The organism is Nocardia goodfellowii (assembly GCF_017875645.1).
GTDB lineage: Bacteria > Actinomycetota > Actinomycetes > Mycobacteriales > Mycobacteriaceae > Nocardia > Nocardia goodfellowii.
The window spans coordinates 4,238,119-4,265,075 of record NZ_JAGGMR010000001.1; the positions used below are offsets into that span (position 1 = coordinate 4,238,119).

At 66.1% G+C, this 26,957-nt stretch carries 28 protein-coding genes; 19 read left to right on the forward strand and 9 right to left on the reverse strand.

The features are described 5' to 3' along the window. The first annotated feature begins 178 nt into the window (after positions 1-178). Positions 179-1,096, forward strand: coding sequence for a helix-turn-helix domain-containing protein (locus tag BJ987_RS19440; protein ID WP_245366043.1), 918 nt, complete (start codon positions 179-181; stop codon positions 1,094-1,096). 64 nt (positions 1,097-1,160) lie between these two features. Here BJ987_RS19440 and BJ987_RS19445 read toward each other — a convergent pair whose 3' ends face one another. Continuing rightward, positions 1,161-1,382 (reverse strand): DUF397 domain-containing protein, encoded by a 222-nt coding sequence (locus BJ987_RS19445; protein ID WP_209891970.1) that lies wholly within the window; start codon positions 1,380-1,382, stop codon positions 1,161-1,163. A gap of 89 nt (positions 1,383-1,471) precedes the next feature. On the opposite strand from BJ987_RS19445, the gene BJ987_RS19450 reads away from it, so the two are divergent. From BJ987_RS19450 to BJ987_RS19465, 4 genes are all read left to right on the forward strand, one after another. Further along, positions 1,472-2,461, forward strand: a complete 990-nt coding sequence (locus tag BJ987_RS19450; RefSeq protein ID WP_209891973.1) for an AfsR/SARP family transcriptional regulator — start codon at positions 1,472-1,474, stop codon at positions 2,459-2,461. A gap of 701 nt (positions 2,462-3,162) precedes the next feature. Further along, the gene (locus BJ987_RS19455; RefSeq protein WP_209891976.1) at positions 3,163-4,506 is read left to right on the forward strand and encodes a hypothetical protein; all 1,344 of its coding nucleotides are present in this window, start codon (positions 3,163-3,165) and stop codon (positions 4,504-4,506) included. Next, positions 4,503-5,645 (forward strand): hypothetical protein, encoded by a 1,143-nt coding sequence (locus BJ987_RS19460; RefSeq protein ID WP_209891979.1) that lies wholly within the window; start codon positions 4,503-4,505, stop codon positions 5,643-5,645. Before BJ987_RS19455 ends, BJ987_RS19460 begins: the two co-directional genes overlap by 4 nt. Then, a complete protein-coding gene (locus tag BJ987_RS19465) occupies positions 5,635-6,981 on the forward strand; it encodes a DUF4407 domain-containing protein (RefSeq protein ID WP_209891982.1) in 1,347 nt (448 codons plus the stop codon). The genes BJ987_RS19460 and BJ987_RS19465 overlap by 11 nt, the downstream gene beginning before the upstream one ends. A 26-nt stretch (positions 6,982-7,007) precedes the next feature. Here BJ987_RS19465 and BJ987_RS19470 read toward each other — a convergent pair whose 3' ends face one another. Beyond that, complete coding sequence (locus BJ987_RS19470) at positions 7,008-7,175, reverse strand: transposase (protein WP_209898726.1); 168 nt, start codon at positions 7,173-7,175, stop codon at positions 7,008-7,010. A 215-nt stretch (positions 7,176-7,390) separates the two neighbouring features. On the opposite strand from BJ987_RS19470, the gene BJ987_RS19475 reads away from it, so the two are divergent. From BJ987_RS19475 to BJ987_RS19485, 3 genes are all read left to right on the forward strand, one after another. Then, positions 7,391-7,537: a hypothetical protein gene (locus BJ987_RS19475; protein ID WP_209891985.1), complete on the forward strand. Its 147-nt coding sequence runs from the start codon at positions 7,391-7,393 to the stop codon at positions 7,535-7,537. Positions 7,538-7,869: 332 nt separating this feature from the next. Continuing rightward, positions 7,870-9,228 (forward strand): Pup--protein ligase, encoded by a 1,359-nt coding sequence (pafA, locus tag BJ987_RS19480; protein ID WP_209891988.1) that lies wholly within the window; start codon positions 7,870-7,872, stop codon positions 9,226-9,228. Positions 9,229-9,256: 28 nt separating this feature from the next. Beyond that, positions 9,257-9,622 (forward strand): nuclear transport factor 2 family protein, encoded by a 366-nt coding sequence (locus tag BJ987_RS19485; RefSeq protein ID WP_209891991.1) that lies wholly within the window; start codon positions 9,257-9,259, stop codon positions 9,620-9,622. A 22-nt stretch (positions 9,623-9,644) separates the two neighbouring features. Here BJ987_RS19485 and BJ987_RS19490 read toward each other — a convergent pair whose 3' ends face one another. After that, the gene (locus BJ987_RS19490) at positions 9,645-10,451 is read right to left on the reverse strand and encodes a dihydrofolate reductase family protein (protein WP_245366044.1); all 807 of its coding nucleotides are present in this window, start codon (positions 10,449-10,451) and stop codon (positions 9,645-9,647) included. Positions 10,452-10,517: 66 nt separating this feature from the next. Further along, the gene (locus BJ987_RS19495) at positions 10,518-10,814 is read right to left on the reverse strand and encodes an MTH1187 family thiamine-binding protein (RefSeq protein ID WP_209891997.1); all 297 of its coding nucleotides are present in this window, start codon (positions 10,812-10,814) and stop codon (positions 10,518-10,520) included. A gap of 67 nt (positions 10,815-10,881) precedes the next feature. Between BJ987_RS19495 and BJ987_RS19500 the strand changes: the two genes are divergently transcribed. The 7 genes from BJ987_RS19500 (at position 10,882) to BJ987_RS19530 (ending at position 18,985) form a co-directional block, all read left to right on the forward strand. Further along, the gene (locus BJ987_RS19500; RefSeq protein ID WP_209892001.1) at positions 10,882-11,877 is read left to right on the forward strand and encodes a helix-turn-helix transcriptional regulator; all 996 of its coding nucleotides are present in this window, start codon (positions 10,882-10,884) and stop codon (positions 11,875-11,877) included. A 44-nt stretch (positions 11,878-11,921) separates the two neighbouring features. Continuing rightward, positions 11,922-12,956 (forward strand): helix-turn-helix transcriptional regulator, encoded by a 1,035-nt coding sequence (locus BJ987_RS19505; RefSeq protein WP_209898729.1) that lies wholly within the window; start codon positions 11,922-11,924, stop codon positions 12,954-12,956. Beyond that, the gene (locus tag BJ987_RS19510; protein ID WP_209892004.1) at positions 12,953-13,993 is read left to right on the forward strand and encodes a 2-dehydropantoate 2-reductase; all 1,041 of its coding nucleotides are present in this window, start codon (positions 12,953-12,955) and stop codon (positions 13,991-13,993) included. The genes BJ987_RS19505 and BJ987_RS19510 overlap by 4 nt, the downstream gene beginning before the upstream one ends. A 106-nt stretch (positions 13,994-14,099) precedes the next feature. Next, complete coding sequence (tatA, locus tag BJ987_RS19515) at positions 14,100-14,357, forward strand: Sec-independent protein translocase subunit TatA (protein WP_209892007.1); 258 nt, start codon at positions 14,100-14,102, stop codon at positions 14,355-14,357. A gap of 79 nt (positions 14,358-14,436) precedes the next feature. After that, a complete protein-coding gene (gene tatC, locus BJ987_RS19520; RefSeq protein WP_209892010.1) occupies positions 14,437-15,381 on the forward strand; it encodes a twin-arginine translocase subunit TatC in 945 nt (314 codons plus the stop codon). Positions 15,382-15,402: 21 nt separating this feature from the next. Beyond that, entirely contained in the window at positions 15,403-18,123 is a 2,721-nt protein-coding gene (locus tag BJ987_RS19525) for a DEAD/DEAH box helicase (protein WP_372446946.1), read from the forward strand. A 148-nt stretch (positions 18,124-18,271) separates the two neighbouring features. Further along, complete coding sequence (locus BJ987_RS19530; protein WP_209892014.1) at positions 18,272-18,985, forward strand: DUF4333 domain-containing protein; 714 nt, start codon at positions 18,272-18,274, stop codon at positions 18,983-18,985. Between the two features lie 59 nt (positions 18,986-19,044). Here the strand turns inward: BJ987_RS19530 and BJ987_RS19535 are convergent, their stop codons facing one another. Together BJ987_RS19535 and BJ987_RS19540 are read right to left on the reverse strand one after the other, a co-directional pair. Continuing rightward, entirely contained in the window at positions 19,045-20,001 is a 957-nt protein-coding gene (locus BJ987_RS19535) for a 5'-3' exonuclease (RefSeq protein ID WP_307869678.1), read from the reverse strand. 57 nt (positions 20,002-20,058) lie between these two features. Further along, positions 20,059-20,310: a hypothetical protein gene (locus BJ987_RS19540; RefSeq protein WP_194813723.1), complete on the reverse strand. Its 252-nt coding sequence runs from the start codon at positions 20,308-20,310 to the stop codon at positions 20,059-20,061. Between the two features lie 120 nt (positions 20,311-20,430). Here BJ987_RS19540 and BJ987_RS19545 point away from each other — a divergent pair, with 120 nt between their 5' ends. Beyond that, on the forward strand, positions 20,431-21,558 hold the full coding sequence (locus tag BJ987_RS19545) for a M24 family metallopeptidase (protein ID WP_209892019.1): 1,128 nt from the start codon (positions 20,431-20,433) through the stop codon (positions 21,556-21,558). A 20-nt stretch (positions 21,559-21,578) separates the two neighbouring features. On the opposite strand, the gene BJ987_RS19550 is transcribed toward BJ987_RS19545, so the two are convergent. Together BJ987_RS19550 and BJ987_RS19555 are read right to left on the reverse strand one after the other, a co-directional pair. Then, entirely contained in the window at positions 21,579-22,154 is a 576-nt protein-coding gene (locus tag BJ987_RS19550; protein ID WP_209892022.1) for a dienelactone hydrolase family protein, read from the reverse strand. An 87-nt stretch (positions 22,155-22,241) separates the two neighbouring features. Then, positions 22,242-23,339 carry a sulfatase-like hydrolase/transferase gene (locus BJ987_RS19555; RefSeq protein ID WP_209892026.1) on the reverse strand — a complete coding sequence of 366 codons (1,098 nt, stop codon included), beginning with the start codon at positions 23,337-23,339 and terminating at the stop codon, positions 22,242-22,244. 224 nt (positions 23,340-23,563) lie between these two features. Between BJ987_RS19555 and BJ987_RS19560 the strand changes: the two genes are divergently transcribed. Continuing rightward, a complete protein-coding gene (locus BJ987_RS19560; protein WP_307869679.1) occupies positions 23,564-24,490 on the forward strand; it encodes a LysR family transcriptional regulator in 927 nt (308 codons plus the stop codon). On the opposite strand, the gene BJ987_RS19565 is transcribed toward BJ987_RS19560, so the two are convergent. Next, complete coding sequence (locus tag BJ987_RS19565) at positions 24,456-24,734, reverse strand: VOC family protein (protein ID WP_307869904.1); 279 nt, start codon at positions 24,732-24,734, stop codon at positions 24,456-24,458. The genes BJ987_RS19560 and BJ987_RS19565 overlap by 35 nt on opposite strands. A gap of 266 nt (positions 24,735-25,000) precedes the next feature. Between BJ987_RS19565 and BJ987_RS19570 the strand changes: the two genes are divergently transcribed. Both BJ987_RS19570 and BJ987_RS19575 read left to right on the forward strand, forming a co-directional pair. Next, complete coding sequence (locus BJ987_RS19570; protein WP_307869680.1) at positions 25,001-25,684, forward strand: cyclodityrosine synthase; 684 nt, start codon at positions 25,001-25,003, stop codon at positions 25,682-25,684. Continuing rightward, complete coding sequence (locus BJ987_RS19575; protein WP_209892033.1) at positions 25,668-26,870, forward strand: cytochrome P450; 1,203 nt, start codon at positions 25,668-25,670, stop codon at positions 26,868-26,870. Before BJ987_RS19570 ends, BJ987_RS19575 begins: the two co-directional genes overlap by 17 nt. Positions 26,871-26,957: the final 87 nt, after the last annotated feature.

Below are 26,957 nucleotides of genomic sequence, written 5' to 3' on the forward strand. Positions count from 1 at the left end.
GGCGGCGCAGCAGTACTACCGCGAGTATCCGATGGTCAGCATCCGCGTGGCCATTGTCCAGCGACCGGCATCAAACTTCGCCTCGCCCGGAGGTATTCGAAACGTCTCTACTCCTGATTCCCAGTAGAGAGCCGCCCTATTGACAGCGATGAATCACCGTGGTTCGCTATGAATCGTTATGGGTCATGAGAATCATCAAGAATCAGAGTTCGGGGCGGTGGAGGCAACCGCCTCGCATCCAGCCAGCTCCGCTGCCGACGCACGCCGACTACTTGCGGCCGAACTCCGGCGCTTGCGCGACCTGGCGGGAATATCGGGCCGAGATTTGGCTGGCCGGGTGGGGATCAGTCAGTCCAAGTTGTCCAGGATCGAGACCGGCACCACCGTCCCATCCGTTCCGCAGGTGCAGGCCTGGTGCGCCGAAGTCGATGCGTCTCCCGAGATCCACGCCGCCCTGCGGCAACTGACCGAAGCCGCGCATTCGGAGGTGAGCACCTGGCGCTCCGCGTTGCAGACACGTGATCACCTGCAAGATGACGTGGCGGATCAGGAGGCCGAGGCCCGGCTGATCCGAAACTTTCAACCCTCGCTGGTGCCGGGCCTGCTGCAAACTGCCGAGTACGCCCGGCGGGTATTCGAAAAATTCCAATTGACTTACACCAGAGAGCGTCTCGCTGCTGCCACCGCCGCACGGCTGCATCGCCAGCTGGCGCTCTTCGATCCGGAGCGGCCGTTCGAATTCCTCATCACCGAGGCCGCACTGCGACTGCGGCCCGGACCGCACCGAATCCTGCTGGCCCAACTCGATCGAATCGCGTCGATCAGCACTCTGGACAACGTCTCGGTGGGGCTGATCCCCCAGGACGTCGAGGCAACTACGACGATCCCGCACGGATTCGTGATCTACGAATACGGCGACAGCGCACTGGTTTCCACCGAAATGGTCGACGCCAGCAGATTCATCCGCGAGCCCAAGGAAGTCGAACTGTATCGCGGGCGCTGGAATCTGCTGCGACAGATGGCGGTATTCGATGACGAGGCGAGGGACTTCCTGAAAGCGCTCGCCATCGAAATCCGCAGATCAGTGGACGGTTGACATGCCGGGCGTCGAGCGAGGGGTGATGGTGCCGCAGCCAACCGGCTGCGGCACCTCCTCCAGGCTATTCGCCGAAATCGAACTCGCCCGCTCGCACGCCGGCGATGAAGGCCTTCCACTCCGAGGGCGTGAACCACAGCACGGGGCTGAACAGGTCTTTGGAATCACGCACCGCGACCCAGCCGTCGAAGACCGCGACTTCGACGCAATCGCCGGCGCCGTCGCTGAAGCTGCTCTTTGCGAACTTCGGTTTGCGATCTCCGTCACCGAATGTCTTGTTACTCATGACTTCTCCTTCATGTCCGGAAGCCCGTTGCCTCCGTCTCGATATCCAGGAAAAGCCCTCGCGATGAGTCGACGACTCGAAAGCGATAGGTGCGCAGCTGGATTCGAATGGGTGCTCAGCTAGTCAGGTACACACAGATGAGGAACAACTACATGGGAGCCGAACCGCGCGTGCCGTCGCGGCCGTTGGTGCGATTCAAACTGCTCGGTTCGGTCGAGGCCGAGGTCGACGGCGGCCTTGCCGATCTCGGGAGTCCGCGCGAGCGTCGCCTGCTGACAGCGCTGCTGTCGGCGAAAGGGCGACCGGTCTTGCGGAACGTACTGGTGGACTGGGTCTGGGACGATCTGCCGAAGGACCCGGGGCAGGCGTTGAATGAAGTGGTCAGCAATCTGCGGACGAAGCGGCTCAAGCCGATAGGTCTCGGTGACGCTTTGATCAATGGTGGCGGGACGTATCTACTGAAGGTGCCCGTCGAATGGGTCGATGTGCACCGATTTCATACGCTACTGGACCGAGCTGCCCAGCTCGATGGCAATGAGGCACGCGACTTGCTCTATGCCGCAGTGCAATTGGGCAGCACCACACCGCTGGCCGGAATCGACGGCCGAAAAATCGATGCTTATCGGGAACGCCTGGCAGCCGACTATCGCAACGCGCAGATCCGATTCTGCGCTATCGAGGTCGGCGCGGGCCGGGTGTTGGAACGAATTCCCCAGCTGGAAAGCCTGTTTCGGGAGATGCCCGACGATGCTCTCGTCACCTGGATTTACATGTCCGGACTGCACAACGTCGGCCGCACCGATCGAGCGCTCGGCGTATACGGCGAACACCGCAGGCAGGTCATCGAGCTCGGGTTAGAGGTCGCCCCCCAAGTTAGCCAGCTCCAGACGCGGTTGCTACGCGAAATCCCCGCCCTGCCCTACAACTACCCCGAGGAAACCATGTCCGACACCACGACAGACCACGACGAAGACACCGCTCCCGAAGCCGACGAAGAGTCGAAGCCCAACGTGGTCACTCATGTCGGTGCCGTGCACAGCGAGAACGTCGTGTTCGGCATCCAGTATCAGAGGCGCTGATGACCGCGTCACAGGACACCGAATCGCCGCTGCCCGGACCGGAAGACGTGGCAGGTAGCAGTGAACAGCCGACCACGTCGAGCGGCGACCACAACACTGTGTACACGACCGTGCAATCGGCGGTGTTCGAAAACGCGGTCTTCGGTTTTCAAACCCAGGCCGCCGAACGCCCTGCACGGGCCACTGGAAAACTGCCGACGAGCGAGGTCGACGAGGCGATCCGCGGGTTCGTCGCGCCGGACTGCTACACCGTGGCCGTGTCGGCGTTGACCGAGTGTCGCTTCGTCGTGCTGTATGGCCCGACGGGTACTGGTAAACGCACCGCCGCGATGCACCTGCTGCGCGATCGAACCGAAGAACAGCTCATCTCGCTTTCACCGCAGCTGAGCATCGCCGAATTGGCCAACCGCAAGTACGAGCCGACCGGTTACGCGATCTTCGATCACAGTGTCGAATTCGACTCGGCCCAGCACGCGCAGAACGGATTCGAATTGGGTCGGCTGCGGGACCGGCTGGCCGAATCGAATGCGTACCTGGTTGTGACCACCGGCGGCAAACCGCGTACCAGCTCCGACGTGCTCCGTTCCGTGTCGTGGTCTGGACCAGACCCGATAGCCGTCGTCGAATCGCGCCTGTCCACCCCGCTCACCGCGGACGTCCGAGCCACACTGCGCACCCTGCTGACCGACACCGCGAGTTCGATGCGCGATCTGACCGATCTGGCCGATCGGCTGGCCGGCGATATGTCACTCGACGAGGCCGTCGGCCATCTCGACATCACCGCGAGAAAAGCCGTCGCCGATTGGTTCGACAAACAACCCGAGCGACGTCCGGTCGCCGAGGTGACGGCGCTGTGCTTTGCCCTCGGTGCCGATGTGCGCACCTTCGAGACCATGCTCGTATCCTTCGAACGCAGGCTTGGCGAGCATATGCCGGAACCACAAGCCACCGTTGATGTCCCACCGGAGACAGGGTTGCGGCAGGTGCGTCATGCGCGCAATCGTCCGGACAGCTTGATCGTTCGCGAGCGGGGCGAGTCCGCTGATGGTCTGGGCACCGGAATGCGGTTTCGTTCGTCTGGCTACCAACGACATGTGCTCGGAATGCTCTGCGACCGTATGGATGTCGAATTCTGGAATGCGGTGCGGGTCTGGCTCGACGATGTCGATATCGGTTCCGACCACAGCAGGCCGCTGGTCGCCGATGGGCTGACGACACTGGCGGAGGTTGCCTTCGATGAAGCCTTCGATGTGCTCGAACGCTGGTCGGCGGGAGCCCGCGGCAGAAACGGACAAATCGTCGCGGCGATCGTGCTGTCGTCGATGTCCTATCGCGATCACCTGGCACCGCGCGCACTGCAGATCGCAACCACCTGGATCACCCGCAAAAACGGGGCCAGGCAATGGGTCGCGGCCGTGGCTTTCGGGAACGCGCTCGGAGTCCGCTATCCACACGAGGCTATCGCGCGACTGTGGACGTTGTGTGCGCAAGCCCATGCGGCACAACGGGATATGACCCCCATCATCGGGATGTTGTTCACCGATCTGGTCGTCGAGGCGGGGGACCCGGGCATAGTTTTGCGCACCATCACCAAGGCGGCTGGACGCCAAGGGGCCGCCCGCAACATGTCCCGCCGCCAGATCGCAATCGCGGCCGGCACGGCCATACTTTCCGCACGAGACGTGCACGGCAGAACGGCGGTTTCGCTGTTCCTCGAAAGGTTCCCGGACAAGACAGCCGAGATCGCAGGGTTGTTGGCCTGCGTCCTCGGCAATCGCCCCACCCGGATCGAGGCCATCCGCGCGATCCGCCGGGCACTGCAGGACTTGGTGAAACACACCGACCGACCGGAAACGATCGCGCACCGACTCGGCGATGCGCTGGCCGCCGAAATGACCATCTCCGAAGGCGAACAGTTGAAAGCCGAGATCGCCCGGGTGCGCACTCAGCGTGGTCGCACCGATAGCGACAAGACCGCAGCGGCACTGGCTGCGCTGCTGGCACGACTTGAGCGAAATACCCCAGATAACAAGGAGACCCAATGACACCGCAGTATCCGATAACGGACCAGCGCAGCCTGGATCCGGTGCCGAAAGGCAAATGGCTCGGCCCGAGACGAACCCGAACCACGGATGAAATCCCGCGAGGTCGGGCCGATCACAGGTTGGTCTACCGGGTCGATGGCGACTACATCCTCGACAATTTCGCGCTCCCACTCGACTCTCCGACCGTGCTGGCCGCTACCCACGTGAGCCTGGTCGATTTGTCGCGGAATTCGCCGGTGACCGTCGAATTCGAGATTCCGTCCATGGACGCGAGCTCCTTTACCGTCCGAGCCACGTTCCTGTGCTCGGTCACCGACGCAGTCGCGGTAGTGCAGGAAGGCTCCGCCGACGTGACAACCACACTGGAGGTCTACCTTTCCGGCCACTACCCGCTCGAGGAGATCGGCCGGTCGCACAACCTCGACGAGATCAATAGTGTCCGCCGCAAGCTCAATGCGCGGACCGAAGCCTTCACGACCTTTATGCCGCCCAAACTCGCGGGCATGCACGTGGAGTTCGCCAGCGCGCAGGTACTCACGCCCGATGACGTGAAGAACTTCTACGGTTCGGTGCGGGAGGAAACTTTCCGCGCCAAACTCGCACGCCTGCAACAACAGAATTCGCAGCAACAGCAGTTGCATCGCACTGATTTCGAACAGCAGGAGGCCGATCTGGCCCAGGCGCATCGCAATCTGATCGAGCGCAAACAGTTGCGCCACGATCTCGACCGCTACCAAGAACTCAGCGCCGAGGTATCCGACGATCCGCGGGATGTCATGCGTCACGCTCTCTCCACGGGCCGGATGACTCACGCCGAGTACATCGAGGTGGCCCGGCAGATGCAGCAGGGCAAGGATGAGTACGACCGCGAGATGAGTCGGCGCCAGTGGGAGGCCGACCGGGTGGACAGCCGCGCTGCGATGCAGGCCAAGGTCGATGTCGTGCGCGGCCTGATCGAGCGTGGCCACGTAGACACCATGGCCATGCATGGCCTGGAATCCGCGATCGACAGTCTGATCAACGGAGCACCCACCTCCTCTGTCGATGGCGCCGCAACGCGCCCCGGCCTCGCTTCTCCTTCGTCGGAGTCCGCCGACGACAACGAGACCGTGGAGGTGAGAGAAGAAGATGGCTCCTGAGCTCAACGGTCACTCGGTACCGCTGCAGAAGGCGAAGGCGACAGAGGATCGAGAACGACCGGCACCTCCGAGTACCGGGATATCGCGTTGGCTGCGGTCGCTGACCGGGGTCTCCGAGGAGATCCTCGACTGGGCGGCAGAGGAGCGGCCACGCTATACGCTGCTGGGTGCGATCATCCTGAACACCGGGGTATTGGCCGGTCTGTCACTGATCGTCGCCCTTGCCAGTCTGACCCCCGGCTGGTGGTTCGTCCTGATCCCGTTCGGTGTGCTGTGGGGCCACCTGATCATGACCTTCGATCGGTGGTTGATCGCCAGCACACACGGCCTTTCGCACCGGTCGAAGGCCGCCGTCTTCGGACCCCGGCTGGCGCTGTCGGTCCTACTCGGCGTTGCGATCGCCGAACCGCTGGTGCTGTGGGTATTTCAGGCACCGATCCACAACGAAGTGGCCGAATATCGCAAGAACGAGATCGAACGATACGAAGGTCTGCTCAAGGAATGTAATCCAGTGGCGGGCTCGCCGACCCGGACCGATTGCGGGAACCATCGCGTTAATATCGCGCATCCGCCAGAGGCGGTCGAAAACGAGTTGGCGGAAGCGACCGCTCAGTTGGCACGTTCGTCGGCGGCGGTCACCGAGATCGACCACCGACTCGATGAGCTGGAGCGGTTGGCGCGTGAGGAGTGCGCGGGCACGGCGGGCCCTGGTTTGACCGGCAATATCGGCGAGGGCGGGGAATGCCTGCGCAACCGCGCGAAGGCCGACCAATACCGGCTGGATACGCAGATCGATAAACAGCATGCGGATCAAATCGCGCTCCAGCTCAAAGTCGACGATCTGAACCGGCAACTCGGCGAAGCACGAGAGCGTAGCGGCGGTGAGATCGCCTCGGAGATAGCCATCAAGGTCGACGAAAAACGCGAGAACCTCAAGGAGCGTGGGATTCTCGACGATATCGATGCACTCGGACGATTGTCCTCCGACAGTCACGCGGTATGGCTGGCCAGCTGGGTACTGCGGTTGCTGCTGATCGCGATCGACTGTATGCCGGTGCTCGGCAAGCTACTCGGCGGCACCACGACCTACGACAGGATGGTTGCGCGCCGGTTGGCGTCGGCGAATCGCAAGCACAGCAGAGATACTCGGCTCGACGAACGCGAACACACCGTGGATATCGAGCTCGGCAGTCAGCAAGTCGAACAGAGACTACGTAGCAACACGAAGAATCTGGTAGATATCGACCGAATCGACCAGGCTCGGCGCACCACGACGCTTAACTCCCAAATGGATGACTTCGCCGCGCAACTGGAGCATAGCTACCGCCACCGCTAAGACCGTGTCTCACATTGCTGATCTCGTCACGACCTTCTTGTAGCCGTCGGCGTCACGGCGAGAGTGAGGAAGGCCAGGAAGTGAGTGGCCTTGCAGTCGTAGCGGGTGTTGAGGCGGTGGTAGCCGGGGAGCCAGGAGATTGTTCGTTCTATGACCCATCGGTGCCGGAGTCGGTCGCCGGGTTCGATACCCAGAGTCGAGGTCCGATGTCAGCGGAGGTCGCCGACAAGTATGCGATCCATCCGTACTTTTCTGAGAAACCGCGCCCCTCGAACCTGAGGAGACGCTTCGGTACCAGGCGTTGGAGGCGGCTCACTTCGGAAAGCGTCGATGTCGGACAGGGGAGGGGTAGCCGGAATACGCGCTGCTTGCGTATGAGCTGGCAGCGCGGCCCGGCGAAGGCCTCGCGGTGCGAGGGGACGATATCGATCTCGGTGCCGGAACGGTGCGCATCGTGGGCACCATAATCGGCCGTGAGCTGCGGGTATGCAAGATGTCGCTGATCACCAGCTCGCCGGTCTTTCCGAGCAGCGTGGGCAAGGTCCCGAGCGGGTGAAGGTGGCTGCTGCGTGGCATCCCCTGGTGAGGTACACCGAGTTGTCGTGGTCGACGTTGAAGACGCCGCGAAGCACCGGGGCCGCCCAAATCGCTGAAGTCCACGCAATCCCCGCCGCCCGGCTCATCATTACGAGGACTCAGCAATCACCAAGCAGTCCTATGTGAACGTGGAACGACCTGTGGTCGACTTCGCCGACGTCGGGTGAAAACGTTCGCAAAACGTTCACAGGGCCGATTTCGGGGCCGCTCGGTCGAATCGTTGTCAACTTGAGCAGGGCGTGTTGCTCGCAGCCCCGCGGAAGTGCATGACATGGCTGTAATGTCGAAGATGTGCAGCGACGAATCATGGGGATCGAGACCGAGTTCGGTGTGACATGCACCTTCCACGGTCACCGTCGGCTGTCCCCCGACGAGGTGGCCCGGTACCTTTTCCGCCGGGTGGTGTCCTGGGGTAGGAGCTCGAATGTGTTCCTGCGCAACGGGGCTCGGTTGTACCTCGATGTGGGTTCGCATCCGGAGTACGCCACGGCGGAGTGCGACAGCCTGCATCAGCTGGTCACCCATGACCGCGCCGGTGAGCGCGTGCTCGAGGAACTGCTGATCGACGCCGAACAGCGTCTCGCCGAAGAAGGCATCGGCGGCGACATCTACCTGTTCAAGAACAACACCGACTCCGCGGGCAACTCCTACGGCTGCCACGAGAACTTCCTCGTGGTCCGCGCCGGCGAGTTCTCCCGGATCTCCGATGTGCTGTTGCCGTTCCTGGTGACGCGCCAATTGATCTGCGGCGCGGGCAAAGTGCTCCAGACGCCGAAGGCCGCGACCTTCTGCCTGTCGCAGCGCGCCGAGCACATCTGGGAGGGCGTCTCCTCGGCGACCACCCGCTCGCGCCCGATCATCAACACCCGCGACGAGCCGCATGCCGACGCGGAGAAGTACCGCCGCCTGCACGTCATCGTGGGCGACTCGAACATGTCCGAGACCACCACCATGCTGAAGGTCGGCACGGCGGCGCTGGTGCTGGAGATGATCGAAGCCGGTGTGTCGTTCCGGGACTTCGCCCTGGACAACCCCATTCGCGCGATCCGCGAAGTCAGCCACGACATGACGGGACGTCGTCCGGTGCGGCTGGCGGGCGGACGGCAGGCCAGCGCGCTCGACATCCAGCGCGAGTACTACACCCGCGCCGTCGAGCACCTGCGCAACCGCGACCGGGACCCGCAGATCGACCAGGTCGTCGACCTGTGGGGCCGCACCCTGGACGCCGTCGAGGCCCAGGACTTCGCCAAGGTCGACACCGAGATCGACTGGGTGATCAAGCGCAAACTGTTCCAGCGCTACCAGGACCGCTACAACATGGAGCTGTCCGACCCCAAGATCGCCCAGCTGGATCTGGCCTACCACGACATCAAGCGCGGCCGCGGCGTCTTCGACCTGCTGCAGCGCAAGGGTCTGGCCAAGCGGATCACCGAGGACGAGGCCGTGGACGCCGCGGTGGACACCCCGCCGCAGACCACGCGCGCCAAGCTGCGCGGCGATTTCATCACCGCCGCGCAGGAGGCGGGCCGGGACTTCACCGTCGACTGGGTGCACCTCAAGCTGAACGACCAGGCCCAGCGCACCGTGCTGTGCAAGGACCCGTTCCGTTCGGTGGACGAGCGCGTCGATCGGCTGATCGCCTCGATGTAGTCCGCCGCTTCCTGGGTATATCGGCCCCATGGAACTGAAGGAATTACTCGACATCGAACGCCAAGGCTGGGACGCGCTGTGCGACAGCACCGGTGCGTCCTTCTACGGCGAACTGATGACCGACGACGCGTTGATGATCCTGGCCAACGGCATGGTGCTGGATCGCGCGGGGGTGGTCGAATCCCTGCGTGCCGCGCCGCCGTGGCGGGCCTACGAGATCCAAGATCCGCGCCTGGTCGACGTCGGCGCGGACAGCAAGGTTCTGGTCTACCTCGGCGTCGGCTACCGCGACACGGCAGAACCGGCATTCCGCGGCGTCATGTCCAGCACCTACGTGTTGACCGCGGGCGGTTGGCGACTGGCCTGCTATCAGCAGACCCAGCTCGCACAGTAGGCAATCCCCGGAACCGGCCGGATCAGGACTGGCTGCGCGGGTGGTCAGCCGTGGCCAGCTTGTGGCCGGAGCGCTTCGGCTCCGGCGTCGGCTCCCGTTCGACGGCGTAACGGACCAGCACCCGCCCGTGCGGCCTGGCTTCGACGCCGAGACAGCGCATGCGCGTCGGTCGCGTCGTGCGATCCAGGTCGGGGGCGGTGAACATCATCGGGGTGCGGGTGCCGCCGACCGCGATCGGCACGATCTCGGTCTCGATCTCGTCGATCAATCCGGCCCGCAACAGTGCCCCGCCCAATCGCGCGCCGCCGGTAGCCACCACGGTGTCCACCGCGAACCGGGCCCGCAGCACCTTCAACGCCGCGGTGAGGTCCACGTGCCGCCGTCCGACGACCAGATACGGGATCTGCTCGCGTCGCAGATATGCCAGGTACCGCAATGGAGTCGCGACGGCGACGAGGACCAGCAGGTGCCACCCCGCCATGTCGTCGCCGGGAAATTCTTTGTAGGTCCAGCGCACCCGGCCGCGGCTGTCGGGGACCACGAACCACCCGGCGCTCGCCTTCGCTCGCACCTCGGCGGGCAGGTAGTCGGTGCCCAGCACGTGTGGTGGCAGTTCGGCGGGCGGTAGCGGCTCGGGCCGCTGATCATCGGTCACCAGGGAACCGCTGCCCTCCAGCAGCACCTGCGGCTGATGCCGGCGCAGGATGTCCAGATAGCCGTCGCCGCCCTCGGGCCAGCGCTCGTCCAGCATCAGCAGGGTGCGCGGGGAAACCGCCAGCCTGCCGTCCACCGAGACGACATTGTGCGTGATCACTCGAGGCCGTTGCATCATCGCCTCCCATCCAGTTACCGGATACCCGGCACCGCTGGGGCAAACCCGCTGGCCCGCCGGGGGTTACCCGTCCGCGAGATAGCGCTCCACCGTCTGCACCTTCGACGTCATCGCGTCGGTGACGCCGGGCCGGATATCAGCCTTCAGCACCAGGCTGCATCGCGGCGCTACCGCGAGCACCGCGTCGCTGGCCTGCTTCACCACCGCCATCACCGCATCCCATTCGCCTTCGAGCGTGGTGAACATGGCATCGGTGCGATTCGGCAGGCCACTGGCCCGCACCACCCGGACGGCTTCGGCGACGGCACGGCCGACATCGACACCGGTACCGAGCGGGGTGACAGAGAAGGCGACGATCATGGTTCCATCATGCGGGATGTGTGCGCCGCCGCGCGTGCCGCGCGCCGGGGCTATTACGCTCTACCGGGTGGCGATATCCAAGGTCGAGCGGCTGATGAATCTGGTCATCGCGCTGTTGTCGACCCGGCAGTTCTTGACCGCGGAGCGGATCCGGGACAGTGTCGCGGGGTACGAGGAGTCCGCGAGCGACGAGGCGTTCAGCCGAATGTTCGAGCGGGACAAGAACGAACTGCGTGACCTGGGCATTCCGCTGGAAATCGGACCGGTGGGCCGGTATTCGAGCGTCGAGGGGTACCGGATCAACCGGGACGCCTACGAGCTGCCCGAAATAGATCTCAGTGACGAGGAAGCGGCGGCGGTCGCGGTCGCGGTGCAGATGTGGGAGTCGCCGGAGCTCGCGGCGGCCGCGGAAGGCGCGCTACTGAAGCTTCGTGCCGCGGGCATCCACGTCGAAGCCGATGTCGCGGTGGCCGCGCCGGCGGTGCCCGCCCGCACGCGCGGTTCCGAACCGGTGCTGGGCAAGTTGCTCGCGGCGATCGATGCCGGGCAGGCGGTGCGGTTCGAGCATCGCGGCGCGGTGAACGCGCCCTATCTGATGCGCGATGTGGAGCCGTGGGGTGTGGTGACCCGGCACGGCCGCTGGTACCTGGTCGGGCACGACCGTGACCGCGATGACGTCCGCAGCTTCCGGCTGTCCCGGATCGGGGACGAGGTGACGCCGTACGGTCCGCCCAACACCGTCCGCAAACCCGACGAGGTGGACCTGCGGGAGATCGTGGACCGTGTCACCAGCCACACCCCGGTCAGCGGGTCGGCCACGGTGTGGGTGGCCGACGGACGTGGCCAGGAGATTCGCCGGCTCGGCCTGGTGCTGGAAGAGCGAATGATCGGCGAACGCGGTGGGATGGTGGTGCAGGTGCCGATCCGGTCGCGAGATTGGCTGGCGCGCTTGATCACCGGTCTCGGCCCGGACGCGCTGGTGCTGGCGCCGGAGGATCTGCGGGCCGATGTGGTCGCGCGGCTGCGCTCGGTGCTCGATCGTACGGAGGTCGCTCTTTCGTGAGTACGAATTCTCGGCTCTCCGTACGGCTTTCGCGGCTGCTCAACATGATCCCGTACTTCATCGCCAACCCCGGCATCAGTGCCGCCGACGCGGCCGCCGATCTCGGTGTGACCACCAAGCAGCTGATGAGCGACCTGAACCAGCTGTGGATGTGCGGTCTGCCCGGCTACGGGCCCGGCGATCTGATCGACCTGTCGTTCTCCGAGGAGAGCATCGAGGTCACCTTCTCCGCGGGCATCGACCGGCCGCTGCGGCTGACCTCCACCGAGGCGACCGCGCTGCTGGTGGCGCTGCGCTCGATCGTGGACATGCCCGGCATGGTCGACCCGACCGCCGCGCACGCCGCCATCGCCAAGATCGAAGCCGCCATCACCGGCGGCCGCAACGCACCCGCCGTAGCGGTGGACGCGTCGGCGCGGAGCGCGCCCGCGCGGCCGGTGGACGCTCCTGCGGCGAGCGGGTCCGCCCTGACGACGGACGCTCCGGCGGCGAGCGTGCCCGCGCAGCCCGTGGACGGGAAAGACGCGGTCGCGACGGTGCGCGCCGCGCTCGCCGACAAGCGCGCGGTGCGGATCGTCTACTACTCGGCCAGTCGTGACGTGGTGTCCGAACGCGTCGTCGACCCGATCCGGATCGTGCTCGTGGACAACAACAGTTACCTGCAGGGCTGGTGCCGCGAGGCCGAGGGCGTGCGGTTGTTCCGGTTCGACCGGATCGAGGCGGCCACCGAATTGGACGAGGCGGCCCGGCCGCCGAGCCACGCCACCGCCGAGGCCGCCGCCCTGGATCTGTTCCAGGACGATCCCGCGGTCCCGTTGGCGCGCTTGCTCGTTCGGCCGGACTACGGCTGGGTACTCGACCAGTACCCGATGCACCGGATGGCAGTGCACCCCGATGGCAGCCTGGAGGCGACGATGCGGTTCGCCACCCTCGACTGGATGGCCCGGCTGCTGCTCGGCTTCGGCTCCGGCGTGACCGTGCTCGGGCCGCCGGAACTCGTTGCGGCCGTCCGGGAACGGTCCAATGCGGCGCTCGCCGCCTACGCCGCCGCCGGGTACACCGAGGCCGGCACGCCGTGAGCCGGGACCGATTACCCCACCGCGTGCTGGTGCTCGGCGCGGGGAGCATCGGCGTATTCGTGGGCGGGAAGCTGGCGGCGGCCGGCGCGAAGGTCACCTTCGTCGGCCGGCCGCGGGTAATCGACGGGATCAGCGCTACCGGACTGCGCCTCACCGATCTGGACGGCGGCGAGGTCACCGTCGGGCCCGACCGGTTCGAGGTCGCCACCGAACCGGACGAGGCCGGCTCCGCGGATCTGGTGCTGGTGACCGTGAAATCGGCGGCCACCGCGGACGCGGTGCGCGGGCTGACCGGCAAGATCCGGCCGGGCACCGTGGTGCTGAGCCTGCAGAACGGGATCGGCAACGACACGGTCATCCGCGAGATCCTGCCGACCTGTGTGGTACTGGCCGGGATGGTGATGTTCAACGTCGTGCAGCATCCGGCGGGCCGGTTCCACCGCGGCACCGAGGGTGAGATCGCGATTCAGGACGATCCGGCGCTCGCCGACTTCGGGGAGCTGTTCGACCGGTCCGGACTCGGCTGGCGCCGGCATGCGGCGCTGCTGCCGGTGCAGTGGGCGAAACTGCTGCTGAATCTGAACAATCCGATCAACGCGCTGTCCGGCCGTCCGCTGCGCGAGCAACTGGGCGACCGCGACTATCGGCGCTGCCTGGCGCTGACCCAGCGCGAAGCCCTGGCGGCGATGAACCGGGCGCGCATCGAGCCCGCACGGCTGACGCCGCTGCCGCCCGCGCTGATGACGCGGTTGCTGACCGTCCCCGATGGTGTTTTCCGGCGGGTCGCGGGTAAGATCCTGGCCATCGATCCGATGGCGCGCTCGTCCATGGCCGATGATCTGGCGCTCGGCCGGAAGACCGAAATATCTTGGCTCTGCGGCGAAATCGTGGGCTTGGGCGCTATGGTCGGCATGCCGACGCCGGTGAATCAGCGACTGATCGAACTGGTCGTGGCGGCCGAGCAGGGTGACAAGCGGACCTGGACCGGAGCCGAACTTCTCCAGCAACTCCAAGCCGCGGCCGCGACAGCGCGTTAACGCTTGGCAAACGTCGATCTACCGGGGTGTTCCGGCGGTGGGGCGGACGAATTCACCGCTCATAGTCCGGTAGCATCAAAACCACCACAGTCTTGGGAGGTACACCATGGGCCAGTTCAGCATCTGGCATTGGCTGATCGTCGCAGCGGTTTTCGTGCTGTTCTTCGGCGCGAAGCGTATGCCGGACGCGGCCCGCGGCCTGGGTCGTTCGCTGCGCATCTTCAAGAGCGAGGTCAGTCAGATGCAGAACGAGGGCAGCTCCTCGGCTCCCGCCGCGCAGCCCGCTCCGCAGCAGCTGCCGTCGCCGCAGCCGGCGCATCCGGTCGCGCAGCCGCAGGCACAGCCCGAGTCGAAGTCGCTGTAAGAGCCGGAGGCTCCACCCGGGTGAGTTTCGCTCACCCGGTTCCGTGCTGTTCAGCTGACGCGAGGGACCGACCACACCTATGCGAATCCCGTTCGATCCCCGGCGCAGCAAGCGCCGGACCAATCCCGACGGCACCATGTCGTTGGTCGAACATCTCCAGGAACTGCGCACCCGGCTGCTGATTTCCCTAGCGGCCATGATGCTCACCACGATCCTCGGGTTTCTCTGGTACGCGCACTCGTTCCTCGGTGTGGAGAGCCTCGGCGAGATCCTGCGCGGCCCCTACTGCGCCCTGCCCGCCAGCGCGCGGGCGACGCTGACCCCCGACGGCGCCTGCCGCCTGCTCGCGACCGCGCCGTTCGAGCAGTTCATGCTCCGGTTGAAGGTCGGTTTCACCGCCGGTGTGGTCATGGCGGCGCCGATCTGGCTGTACCAGCTGTGGGCGTTCATCACCCCGGGCCTGTACGCCAAGGAACGCAAGTACGCGGTCGGTTTCGTCACCTGTGGCACCGTGCTCTTCGCCACCGGTGCGGTGCTCGCGTATGTCGTTGTGGCTCATGCCTTGGACTTCCTGCTCACCATCGGCGACAACGTCCAGATCACCGCGTTGAGCGGTTCCGAGTACTTCAGCTTCATCATTCAGTTGCTGATTATTTTCGGGGTCAGCTTCGAGACGCCGTTGATCGTCATCGGGCTCAACCTGATCGGCGTGCTGCCCTACGAGCGCCTCAAGGCGTGGCGGCGCGGCATCGTCTTCGGGCTGTTCGTGTTCGCGGCGATCGTGACACCGCAGGATCCGTTCTCGATGCTGGCGCTGGCGCTGGCGCTGACCGTGCTGTTCGAGGTCGCGGTGCAGTTCGCCCGGATCAACGATCGTCGGCGCGCCCGCAAGGCCGAACAGGCGCTCGCGGACGACGAGTCGTCCTCGATCGCGGAGCCGGAGCCGGTCACGCCCGCGGAGCCGATCACCGAACCCGCCGGAAAATCCACGCGACCGGTGTCGGACTACTCCGATACGCTCTGAAATGTGACAGATCATGCGGGGCTGGACGCCGGTGCGGCCGGTGCGGCGGGGAAGCCGAGCTCGTCGAGCGAGCTGGCGAAGTTCTCCGCCGAGCTGAGCTTCTCCCTCGATCCTTTTCAGCGCGACGCCTGCGTCGCCCTCGAGGCCGGGCACGGCGTGCTCGTGTGCGCGCCGACCGGTGCCGGTAAGACCGTGGTCGGCGAATTCGCCGTGCACCTGGCGCTGGCCTCCGGCGGAAAATGCTTCTACACCACGCCGATCAAGGCGCTGTCCAACCAGAAGTTCGCCGACCTCACCGAACGCTACGGGCGCGACAGCGTCGGTTTGCTCACCGGTGACCAGTCGCTGAACCCGGACGCGCCGGTGGTCGTGATGACCACCGAGGTGCTGCGCAACATGCTCTACGCGTCCTCCGACGCGCTGCGCGGGCTGTCGTATGTGGTGATGGACGAGGTGCACTACCTGGCCGACCGGTTCCGCGGCGCGGTGTGGGAGGAAGTCATCCTGCACCTGTCGCCGGACGTGCGGTTGGTCAGCCTGTCCGCGACTGTCAGCAATGCCGAGGAGTTCGGCGCCTGGATGGAGACCGTGCGCGGCAACACCTCCGTCGTGGTGGACGAGACCAGGCCGGTGCCGCTGTGGCAGCACGTGATGGTCGGCCGGCGCATGTTCGACCTGTTCGACTCCAGCTCCAGTGAACAGAAGGTCCTCGTCGACGAGGACCTGGTCCGCTATATCCGGCAGCGGGAGTCCGCGGATCGGATGAACGGCTGGGCGCCGCGGCACCGCGGTGGCGGCCCGCGCCGCGATTTCCGTCCGCTGCCGCGCCCGGAGGTGCTGGCCAAACTCGACGACGAAGGCCTGCTGCCCGCGATCACGTTCATCTTCAGCCGCGCGGGCTGCGATGGAGCGCTGGCCCAGTGCTTGCGTTCGCGTCTGGACCTGAGCCGGCCCGAGGAGTCCGACGAGATCGACGCGATCATCGAGAAGCACACCGGCGATCTGCCCAAGGGCGATCTGGAGGTGCTCGGCTACTGGGAGTGGCGCGAGGCGCTGCATCGCGGCTTGGCGGCGCATCACGCCGGCATGCTGCCCGCGTTCCGGCACACCGTCGAGGAACTGTTCGTGCGCGGACTCGTCCGGGCCGTATTCGCCACGGAGACATTGGCTCTGGGCATCAACATGCCCGCCCGCACAGTGGTGCTGGAACGTCTGGTGAAGTACAACGGCGAATCGCACGCCGAATTGACTCCCGGCGAATACACCCAGCTCACCGGGCGCGCCGGGCGCCGCGGCATCGATATCGAAGGTCATGCGGTGGTGCTGTGGCAGCCCGAGGTCGACACCAGCACCGTCGCCGGTCTCGCCTCCACCCGCACCTACCCGCTGCGCAGCTCGTTCAAGCCGGGCTACAACATGTCGATCAACCTGATCGACCGGATGGGCGCCGACGAAGCACGCGCGCTGCTGGAACGCTCCTTCGCCCAGTTCCAGGCCGACCGTTCCGTGGTCGGGCTGGTGCGCGGCATCGAGCGCAACGAGGCGCAACTGCGCAAGCTGCGCGGTCAGCTCGGCGGCGAGGAAGGCGGCTTCCTGGAATACATCTCGCTGCGCGAACGGATCAAGCAGCGGGAACGGTCGCTGGAGCAGCAGAAGCGGTCCGATCGGCGCGGCGCGTCGGTGAACGCGCTGGTGCGGCTGCGGCGCGGCGATGTGGTCGCGATACCGTCCGGGCGCCGGCAGGGGCTCGCGGTCATCCTGGAACCCGATGCGACGCCCGGTGATCCGCGTCCGCTGGTGCTCACCGAAGATCATTGGGCGGGCCGGGTCTCGGTCGCCGATTTCCCCGTCCCCGCCGAAGCGCTGGGGCATATGCGGTTGCCGCGCCGCGTCGACCACCGCACCGCGCGCACGCGCCGCGATCTGGCCTCCGCGCTGCGCAGCACCGGTATCGAGGCGGCCGGCCGGAAACGGCGCGACAAGCGCGCGGTCGCGGCGGAAGACCGCGAACTGGACACCCTGCGCCGTTCACTGCGCTCGCACCCGGCACACGCGCGGCCCGACCGCGAGCAGATGAGCCGCATCGGCGAGCGCTACAACCGGGTGCTGCGGGAGACCGAGTCCATGCGCCAGAAGGTCGCCGCCACAACGAATTCGCTGGCGCGCACCTTCGACCGGATCCTCGGACTGCTGGAGGAACGCGGCTTCGTGCACGAGGGCGAGGTCACCGAGGACGGTCGCCGCTTGGCCCGCATCTACGCCGAAGCCGACCTGCTGGTCGCCGAATGCCTGCGCGACGGGCTGTGGCGCGGCCTGGGCCCGGCCGAACTCGCGGCCGTGGTGTCTGCCCTGGTATACGAATCCCGTTCGGAGGGCGGCTATCTCGGCGTCTCCGGGCCCACCGAACCGATCCGGCGGGCCGTCGGCGCGACGGTCGCGGTGTGGAGTCAGCTGCGGACCGACGAGTCCCGGCACAAGCTGCCGCCCACCCGCGAACCCGACCTCGGTTTCGTCACCGGCGTCTACAAGTGGGCGCGCGGCGATGGATTGGCCGAATCGCTGCTGGCCAGCGGCGACCAGGGCAGTCCGCTCTCGGCCGGTGATTTCGTGCGCTGGTGCCGGCAGGTCATCGACCTGCTCGACCAGATCCACAACACCGCCGACGATGTGGAGGTGGCCGGTACGGCGGCGAAAGCGGTGCGTGCGATCCGGCGCGGCGTGGTCGCGGTGGACGCGGCCTGACGAGGCTGAGGTGGTATGCGCGCGGCGTCGGACACGGCGGATTCGATTGTGATTTGATTTCTTTCGCGTACCGACCGTGGAGTAGTCGCATGGCGACGAGTCTCGCGCGGGGGGCTACCGTATGTATAACGATGCGAGTGGAGGCAAGATGAGCGGCCCGTACGGACCGAACGATCCCGGGGAGGGACGCAACGATCCCACCCAGCACTGGGGCGCGGACCAGACTCCCGGCCCAGCCGGCCCGACCCAGCAGTGGGCCGGCCAGCAGCCCGGTCAGGCGCAGCCGACCCAGCACTGGGGTGATCAGACACCGCCTCCGCAGCAACAGCAGTGGGGCCAGACCCCTGGTCAGTCCCAGCCGCAGTGGGGCCAGCAGACCGGTGGCCAGCAGTGGCAGCCGGCCGCGGGCCAGCCGCAACCGCAGTGGGGGCAACAGCCGCAACAGGATTGGGGTCAGCAGACCGGTGGCCAGCCGCAGTGGGGTCAGCAGCCGCAGGGCCAGTGGGGCCAGCCCGGCCAGCCGATACCACCGCAGCAGACCCCGGCGAAGAAGAGCAAGAAGGGCCTGATCGTCGTCCTGTCGATCGTGGGCGTGGTGGTGATCGGCGTGATCGTCGCCGGTGTCCTGCTGCTCACCGCCAAGGACAAGCTGGACCAGTCCGCTGTCCAGGACGGCGTCAAGAAGGTGCTCACCGACTCCTACGGCATCTCCGACGTCACCGAGGTCTCCTGCCCGTCCGGTCAAGAGGTGGAGGTCGACGCGACTTTCGAGTGCACCCTGAAGGTCAGCGGCGAGCAGAAGAAGGTCAACGTCAAGATCACCAAGGATGACGGAACCTACGAGGTCGGCCGCCCGAGCTAGGCGTTATCCCACCGAGGCAGCCCGCGCTTCGGCGCGGGCGTCCTCGCTGCGCAAAAGAATCAGCGGGAAGTGAGTGCGGTGATCAGGCGGGTGACCGGACTCTCCGCGTTGTAGGCGGTAGCCAGCTTCCGCAAGCACTCCAGGTCGGCAGGGGCGGCGGGGAGCAGGTCGGGACGGGAGAGTTCGACATCGGCGTCGCGCACCACGCGCACCACCGGGGCCGCCGCTGTCAGATAATCGTGTGCCGCACGGAGTTTGGCGCGCATGCCCGCCGCGAGGTCGGCTGCCGGGTCGTCGACGGCGGCGACCAGGGCCTCCAGCGAACCGAAACGGTTGATCAGGGTGGCGGCGGATTTGTCGCCGATGCCGGCGACACCGGGCAGACCGTCCGAGGCGTCGCCACGCAAAGTCGCCATATCGGCGTAGGCCGGGCCCGCGTTCTCCAGCGGCACACCGTATTTCGCGGACACCTCGGCGGGGCCGAAGAGTTCGGCCTTGGCCAGGCCCCGGCCCGCGTACAGCACCCGGACCGGCGGGGCGGGATCGTCACGGACCAGCTGCAGCAGATCGCGGTCGCCGCTGACGACGACCACCGGGTCGGTACGTTCCCGGGTGGCGAGGGTGCCGAGCACGTCGTCGGCCTCCAGGCCCGTCGCGCCGCCGGTCGCGATGCCCGCTGCCGCCAGCACCTCGAGGATCATCTCGACCTGCGGTGTCAGCAGGTCCGGTACCTCCTCGGCGCCCACCGCGGCGACACCGGAGGTATCCAAGCGGTGGGTCTTGTAGGACGGCACCAGATCGACCCGGAACTGCGGGCGCCAATCCAGATCCAGGCACACCACCAGCCGGCTGGGGGAGTGCTTGGTGATGAGCGAGGCGACCATATCGGTGAAGCCGCGCAGCGCGTTCACCGGACGACCGTCCGGGGCGGTGATCTTGTCCGGGATCGCGTAGAAGGCACGGAACCACAGACTGGCGCCATCGAGCAGCAACAGAGGCCCACCGGTAGAAGTCACGGCGCTGAGGCTACTCGCCCGGTCCGACAAGCTCAGCGGCCCATGGCGCGACCGGCATCAGCCCCAGAGATCCCGCAATTCCTTGCGGAGGATGTCGACCTGGACGGTCAGCGCGCCGAGCAATTCCTCGCGATTGAGACGGTTGGTGGTGCGGAACGCCCAACTGGCGTTGCCCTGTGCGTCGATGAGTTTGACGAGGACGAAGGCTTCGATCGCTGTGTCGCCCGGCTCCAGCGGGTGGATTTCCAGACCCCGCAGGACATCGTGGATCGGAACCCGCGGCCCGCTCGCCCCTGAGTGTCTTTCCATGCTCCCATGGAAACATCCCCGGCCGATCGGGACGAGAGCCGGGAGGTAGCGAGTGCGCCTCGATGCGGTACGGGTTCGCGCTGTGGTGAGCGTTGCGGGCGGCGAGTAACGTCGAAGGCTATGAGTTCGCAGACGAAGGCCAGGTTCGCGGCGGATGTGTACCGGGACCGGTTGGAACGGGCAGTGGAACTGATGCGGGCGGCGTCCCTGGACGCCCTGCTCATCACACCGGGGCCGGATTTACGGTATTTGATCGGGTCGGATGCCGAATCCTTCGAACGGCTGACCTGCCTGATCATCACTTCCGACAAGGCGACCCCCGCGGTGGTGATCCCGAAATTGGAGCTCGCGTCGCTGTCCGGTTCCGCCGCAGGTGAACTCGGCCTGCGCGTGCTGGACTGGGTGGACGGCGTCGACCCCTACGAGCTGGTGCGTTCGACCCTGCATGCCGGGTCCCGGATCGCGGTAGCCGACGCTATGCCCGCGCTGCATCTGATTCCCCTGGCCCAGTCCACCAGCGGGTTGCCGGTCTCGGCGACCCCGGTGCTGCGCGAGCTGCGCATGATCAAGGACGAGGCCGAGATCGACGCGCTGCGCCGGGCCGGCGCCGCTATCGACCGGGTGCACGCCCGGATGGGTGAGTTCCTGGTCGCCGGACGGACCGAAGCCGAGGTGGGCGCGGACATCGCGGCGGCCATCGTCGAGGAGGGCCACAGCGAAGCGGCGTTCGTCATCGTCGGGAGCGGCCCGCACGGCGCCGACCCGCATCATGGCGTCTCCGATCGGCGCATCGAACGCGGCGATATCGTGGTCGTCGATATCGGCGGCCCGGTCGACCCCGGCTACTACTCCGATTCCACCCGCACCTACAGCATGGGTGAACCGAGTGCGGACGTCGCCGCGAAGTTCGCGGCCCTGGAACGCGCCCAGGCCGCCGCGGTGGCGGCGGTCCGTCCCGGTGTCACCGCCGAAGCGGTCGACGCCGCCGCCCGGAATGTCTTGGTGGAAGCCGGATCCGGGGATGCCTTCGTGCACCGCACCGGCCACGGCATCGGCCTGTCCGTGCACGAGGAGCCCTACATCGTCGCCGGGAACGACCTGCCGCTCCAGGAGGGCATGGCGTTCAGCATCGAACCCGGCATCTACTTCCGTGGCGCGTGGGGCGCCCGCATCGAGGACATCGTCGTGGTCACCGCGGACGGCTGCGAGTCGATGAACAACCGCCCGCACGGCCTGACCGTTCTCTGAGCCGTACCGCGGTCCGCGCGCTAACTCGCTAATTCGTCGAGGAAGCCGAGCGCCAATTGCCACGTCCGCTCGGCCGCCTCGGCGTCCCAATCCGGTAACCCCGGGTCGGTGTAGAGATGTCCCGCGCCGCGGTAGCGGTAGACCTCTACATCGGCCCCGGCGCGCTGCATATCCAGATACCAGCTGTTCAGCCAGTCATCGGTTTCGTACAGATCCGGCTCGGCCACGTGCAACTGCGCCGGCAGTCCGTCCACCGAAATGTCTTCGGGCACATCCGAAGTCCCGTGCAACAGCAGCAGCCCGCGCGCTTTCACATCGGCCAGCCCGATGCTCCCCGCGAAGAACGCCCCCAACGAGAACCCGGCATACACCAGCCCCTTCTCCGAATGCGGCGCCGCCGCGACCACCGCTCGCCGCAGCAACTCGTCCTGCCCGATCTCGTCCCGGATCACCACCCCCTCCTCCACGCTCTCGGCGGTGCGCCCGTCATACAGATCCGGCACGTACACCGCATGACCGGCGGCCCGCATCCGCTCAGCGGCCTCGTGCACGGCGGGCCGCAGCCCGCACGCGGAGTGGAACAGCATGATCTCCATGGTGCTTCATCGTGCCAGCGGTCCGGGTGTAGGTCGCCGCTCGGGCTGGCTACCGCAGTGTGCTGGCCGGTGAGAAGGCGAGCGGTTCTAACGCGCGGAAGGATACTCGGGCGCCGGTCCGATGCGGGCGTCACCGAGTGCACGATGGAGATAGTCGAGCACCTTGGCGTTGTCGGCGATGAGCCGATCCAACGATCCCGCGCGGGACCATTCGGCGATCCGTTCGATGCCATAGAACTGTGCGCCGGGCGGATCGAGCAGTCCGTTTTCGGTCCTCATGTACGCGGTATCCAGGAGCGGATTCGCCGCGCCGTTCAACAGCACCCAGGACCGCAGCCGCAGGTGCTCGCGGATCTGCTCGTTCAGGTGCGCCAGTTTGCGCGGTCGCCGATCGTCGACCGCGTCGCCTGGGCGCACCGGCAATACGATCCCGGTTTCCACCTCGCCCGCGTTCGGGGCGGTGACCCCGGTGAGCGCCGCGACGGTCGGCGCGATGTCGGTCGCCTCCGCGTAGGGCAGCACCCGACCGGCGGCGATTCCGGGACCGGCGAAAATCACTGGTGCGAGGGCGGATTCCTCGCTCTGCACCGGGTGCCAGCCCGTGCTCGCCTGTCCGTCCGACAGCAATACGACGATGGTGTCGTCCAGCCGGTTTTCGCGTTCGAGCCAGTCGAGGAACTCGCCCAGTAGTCGATCGGCGGAACGGAGCGCGTCGATATACGGCGAACCGGCGGCCCAGATATCGCGCGCCCACGGCTCACCGCCGCGGGTATCCGCCACCCGTTGCGACGCGGAACCAGTGTCCTGCAACACGATTCGAATCATGTCCAGATCCGGATGCGCGCTGAGCTGTGCCATCGCGTCCCGCACCACATCGGTGTCGGTGTCCTCGCGCCGCAGCCGGGTGTATTCGTAACCCTCGTTGAGCGACCGGTAGGCGGTGCTGTTCGCGATATGCGCCTGATAGCCGGGGAACTGCTCTTGCAGGTACTCCTCCCGCGCCGACGGTTCGAGGAAGACGGTTCCGGCGTAGGTGACCGGGTTCGGAAACGAGGTCGTGCTCAACTCCGCGAATCCGTTCGTTGTCGGATGCCAGGGAATCGGAAGTTGCAGCCTCGGCACACTGGTGCCCCGGGCTGCCAGCCGCTGCACGTTCGTCAACCCGAGCCGCTGTGGCGCATCCACGTGCAACCCATCGATATGGAAGAACACCACCCGCCGCGACGGCTCACCGTCGGGCTCGGACGAACAACTCGTGCCAACCACCGCCGCCAACGACACGACAACCAGAGCGACCGCCCTGCGTATTGATCCATAACCGCGCATGGTTACGAGCTAACCGCAGTCATCCAGTGGAAATCGGACGAGATTCGACAGGATTGAGATGTATCCGATGGATAATCGGGTGCGTGGATTTGCAACTGTTACGAAAGTTCCTCGTAGTCGCCGAGGAACTGCACTTCGGCCGCGCGGCGACCCGTCTGCACATCGCGCAATCGCCACTGTCGCAACAGATCCGGAGACTGGAAACCGAACTGGGCGTCACCCTGTTCACCCGGACCACCCGAAACGTCACTTTGACCGCGGCGGGGGAAGCGTTCATGCCCGAGGCTCGAGCCCTGCTCGCTCACGCGGACCGTGCCCGCGAGATCGCGGCCGCGCACGCCACCGGTAAACGCGGGCGACTGCGCCTCAGTTACGTGGGCAGCGCCGCATTCGAGGTGCTGCCGCGACTGCTGCGCAGCTACCGGCGCAGCGCCCCGGACGTGGAGATCGACCTGCGCGAACACACCACCGCCGAACAGCTCGACGCCCTCGCCGCCGGGAACACGCAGATCGCGCTACTCCGTCACACCCCGGTGCTCCCAGGGGTCAGCTCCTGTCTGCTGCGCACCGAACCGCTGCTCGCTGCCCTGCCTACGGGTCACCGGCTCGCCGGACGAGCCGTACTCCCTGTCGAGATGCTCGCCGAAGAATCGTTCATCCTGTTCCCCCGCGACCAAGGTCCGACCTTCCACGACCAACTGATCAGTCTCTGCCATCAGGCCGGATTCGCTCCCCGCATCCGGCACGAAACCCGGCACATGGCCACCACCGTCTCCCTGGTAGCCGCCGGACTCGGTATCTCACTGGTCCCGGCATCGGTGCGCGCCCTGCGTACCCAGGACATCACCTACGTGCCGCTCGCCGACACCGCCGCGGGAATCGACCTGACCATGGCGTGGCGCACGGATGCCGCCGGTCCCACGGTCCACCGATTCATCGAATGTGCCCGAGCGTGGATCGACCACGGGGAGATTGCTACGTCCAGGGCCGGCGCTGCCCCAGCAGGTTAGGGCATTCGGTTCGCAGCACGCAGAACTCGTTGCCCCAAGGATCGCGCAGTACCCAGAAGTCGTAGCCGCGCTCCCGTTGGTGGTCCCACCTCGTTGCGCCGAGTGCTTCGAGCCGGCGAACCTCTGCTTCCATGTCGTCGGTCTCGATGTCGATGTGCATGCGCTCCTTCGACATCTTGTCGTCGGCGGTCGCTTGCAGCAAGATCCGAACCTCGGAATCGCTCAGACGCAGGCGTCGGTAGATATGACGGCTGCCGGGGGAACCTACAGAGCTGTGATGTGTTGTGCCGCTTCACCATTGGGTTAATGTCCATTGACTATAACGGATCGGTTACATGGCGTCGGGTGTCGTGTCGATCGGACTACCGTCCGGGGTGTTCCAACTGGTGGTCGCCGGAGCCCACAGCGAATAGCAGCAGGGGAAGATCAAGGGGATTCGTGTTGACGGCTACCGCCTCGACGTCTGTGTATCCAGTGTCCGAAACAATTTCTACGCGCGAAGGTTTCCGAGTGCGGCCGTATACCTCGCATTGCCGGGTCATTTACGGCGACGGGGATCATGCGATAATCGGGATATCTCCCGGCAACAGCTATTTTTCGCGCCATCGCATCCGTGATCTCGCCGCCTGGGGTCTGAGTCATTTCGATCGGGTGGACCTCGTCTACACCGATGTGCATGTCGCCGAAATGCACCAGGCGCTCGGGTATTCCGCGGATGACGCGCGCCGGAAAGCGGTGAAGAATCTGCGGGGCGTGCGGGCGAAGGTCGCCGCGACCAGGGAGGAACTCGACCCTTCGGGGCAGCGTCTGCGTGCCCAGGGTATGTCGGAGTTCCGGGCGAACGACGGTTATCGGGCGTTGTTCGATGACCTCGTACAGCGCCTGTCCGGCGACGAGGAATTCCGCATCATCTGCGATGCGCTGGTGGATCGCTTCCTGTCGACGAAAATTCTGGGTGGAGCGAAACCCACCGCACAGCAACGGCAGGTGTGCCGGGATTACATCTGTGCGGAGGCGCCGCTTTTCCTCGACACTCCAGCGATTCTCGGCGTGCCTTCGTCGTTGAATTGCTACCACCAGCTGCTGCCGATGGCGGAATTGCTGTATTCCCGAGGTTCCGGTCTGCGGGCCTCCCGTAACCAGGGCCATGCCATCGTGACGCCGATCGGAGATACCGATGACCACCGCAAGTGAGCAGATTGTGGATTTCCCGTTCGATTCCCGCGGCGATCGCATTCCCGCGGCGGTGGCCGAACTGCGGGCCAACCGGCCGGTGTGCAAAGTGCGCACCATCGCCGGTGCCGAAGCGTGGCTGGTGTCCTCGCACGCCCTCTGCCGAAAAGTGCTGGAGGACGAGCGGTTCTCGTTGAAGGACACGTCGGCGCCGGGCGCGCCGCGGCAGTACGCGTTGACCATCCCGCCGGAGGTGGTCAACAACATGGGCAATATCACCGGGGCCGGTCTACGCAAGGCGGTGCTGAAGGCGCTCAACCCGAAATCGCCTGGGCTGGAACAATTCATGCGGCACACCGCGACCGGGTTGGTGGACGCGATGATCACCGCCGGGCCGACGGCGGATCTGCGCAACGATTTCGCCGACCCGTATTCGGCTGAGACGCACTGCCACATCCTGGGCATCCCGCCGGACGACGCGCCGAAGTTGACGCGCAGCCTGCACATCGCGTTCATGAATTCCGCCGAGCCGATCCCGGGCGCGGCGCTCAACTGGGATCGCGACATCGCCTACATGGTCGAGCGCCTCGACGACACCGCCACCACGGGTCTGATGGCCGACCTCGCGGCTTTGCGCGGCGACCCGGACTATGCCCATCTGACCGACGAGATGCTGGCCACGGTCGGTGTGACCATGTTCGGCGCGGGGGTGATCTCCACCGCTGGATTCCTCACCATGGCGCTGCTGTCGCTGATTCAGCACACCGAGTTGAAGGAGCAGCTGGCCCGGGATCCGGCGCTGATCCCGGCCGGTGTCGAGGAACTGCTGCGGATCAACCTGTCCATCGGTGACGCTCTGCCGAGAGTGGCGCTCGAGGATGTCGAGTTAGGGGAGGTGCTGGTCCAGAAGGGAGAGTTGGTGCTGGTCTTGGTGGAAGGCGCCAATTTCGACGCCGACGCGTTCGACCGGCCCGAGGAAATCCAGCTGAACCGGCCGAACGCCACCGCGCACTTGTCGTTCGGTGGTGGCCGGCACTACTGCCCGGCCACCGCGCTGGGCCGCCGGCACGCGCAGATCGGGATAGAAGTGCTGCTCGAGCGGATGCCCGGCTTCGACCTCGCGGTGCCGATGGATCAGCTGGTGTGGCGCACCCGATTCATGAAGCGGATACCGGAAAGGCTGCCCATTCTGTGGCCGCGCACCTGAGCGGGCGGCCGCGCTGGGCCACGGACCCAGCGCGGCTGGTGGCCTACGACACCAGCGGTGTTCCGGCCGCACCGATCTGGATCTGAC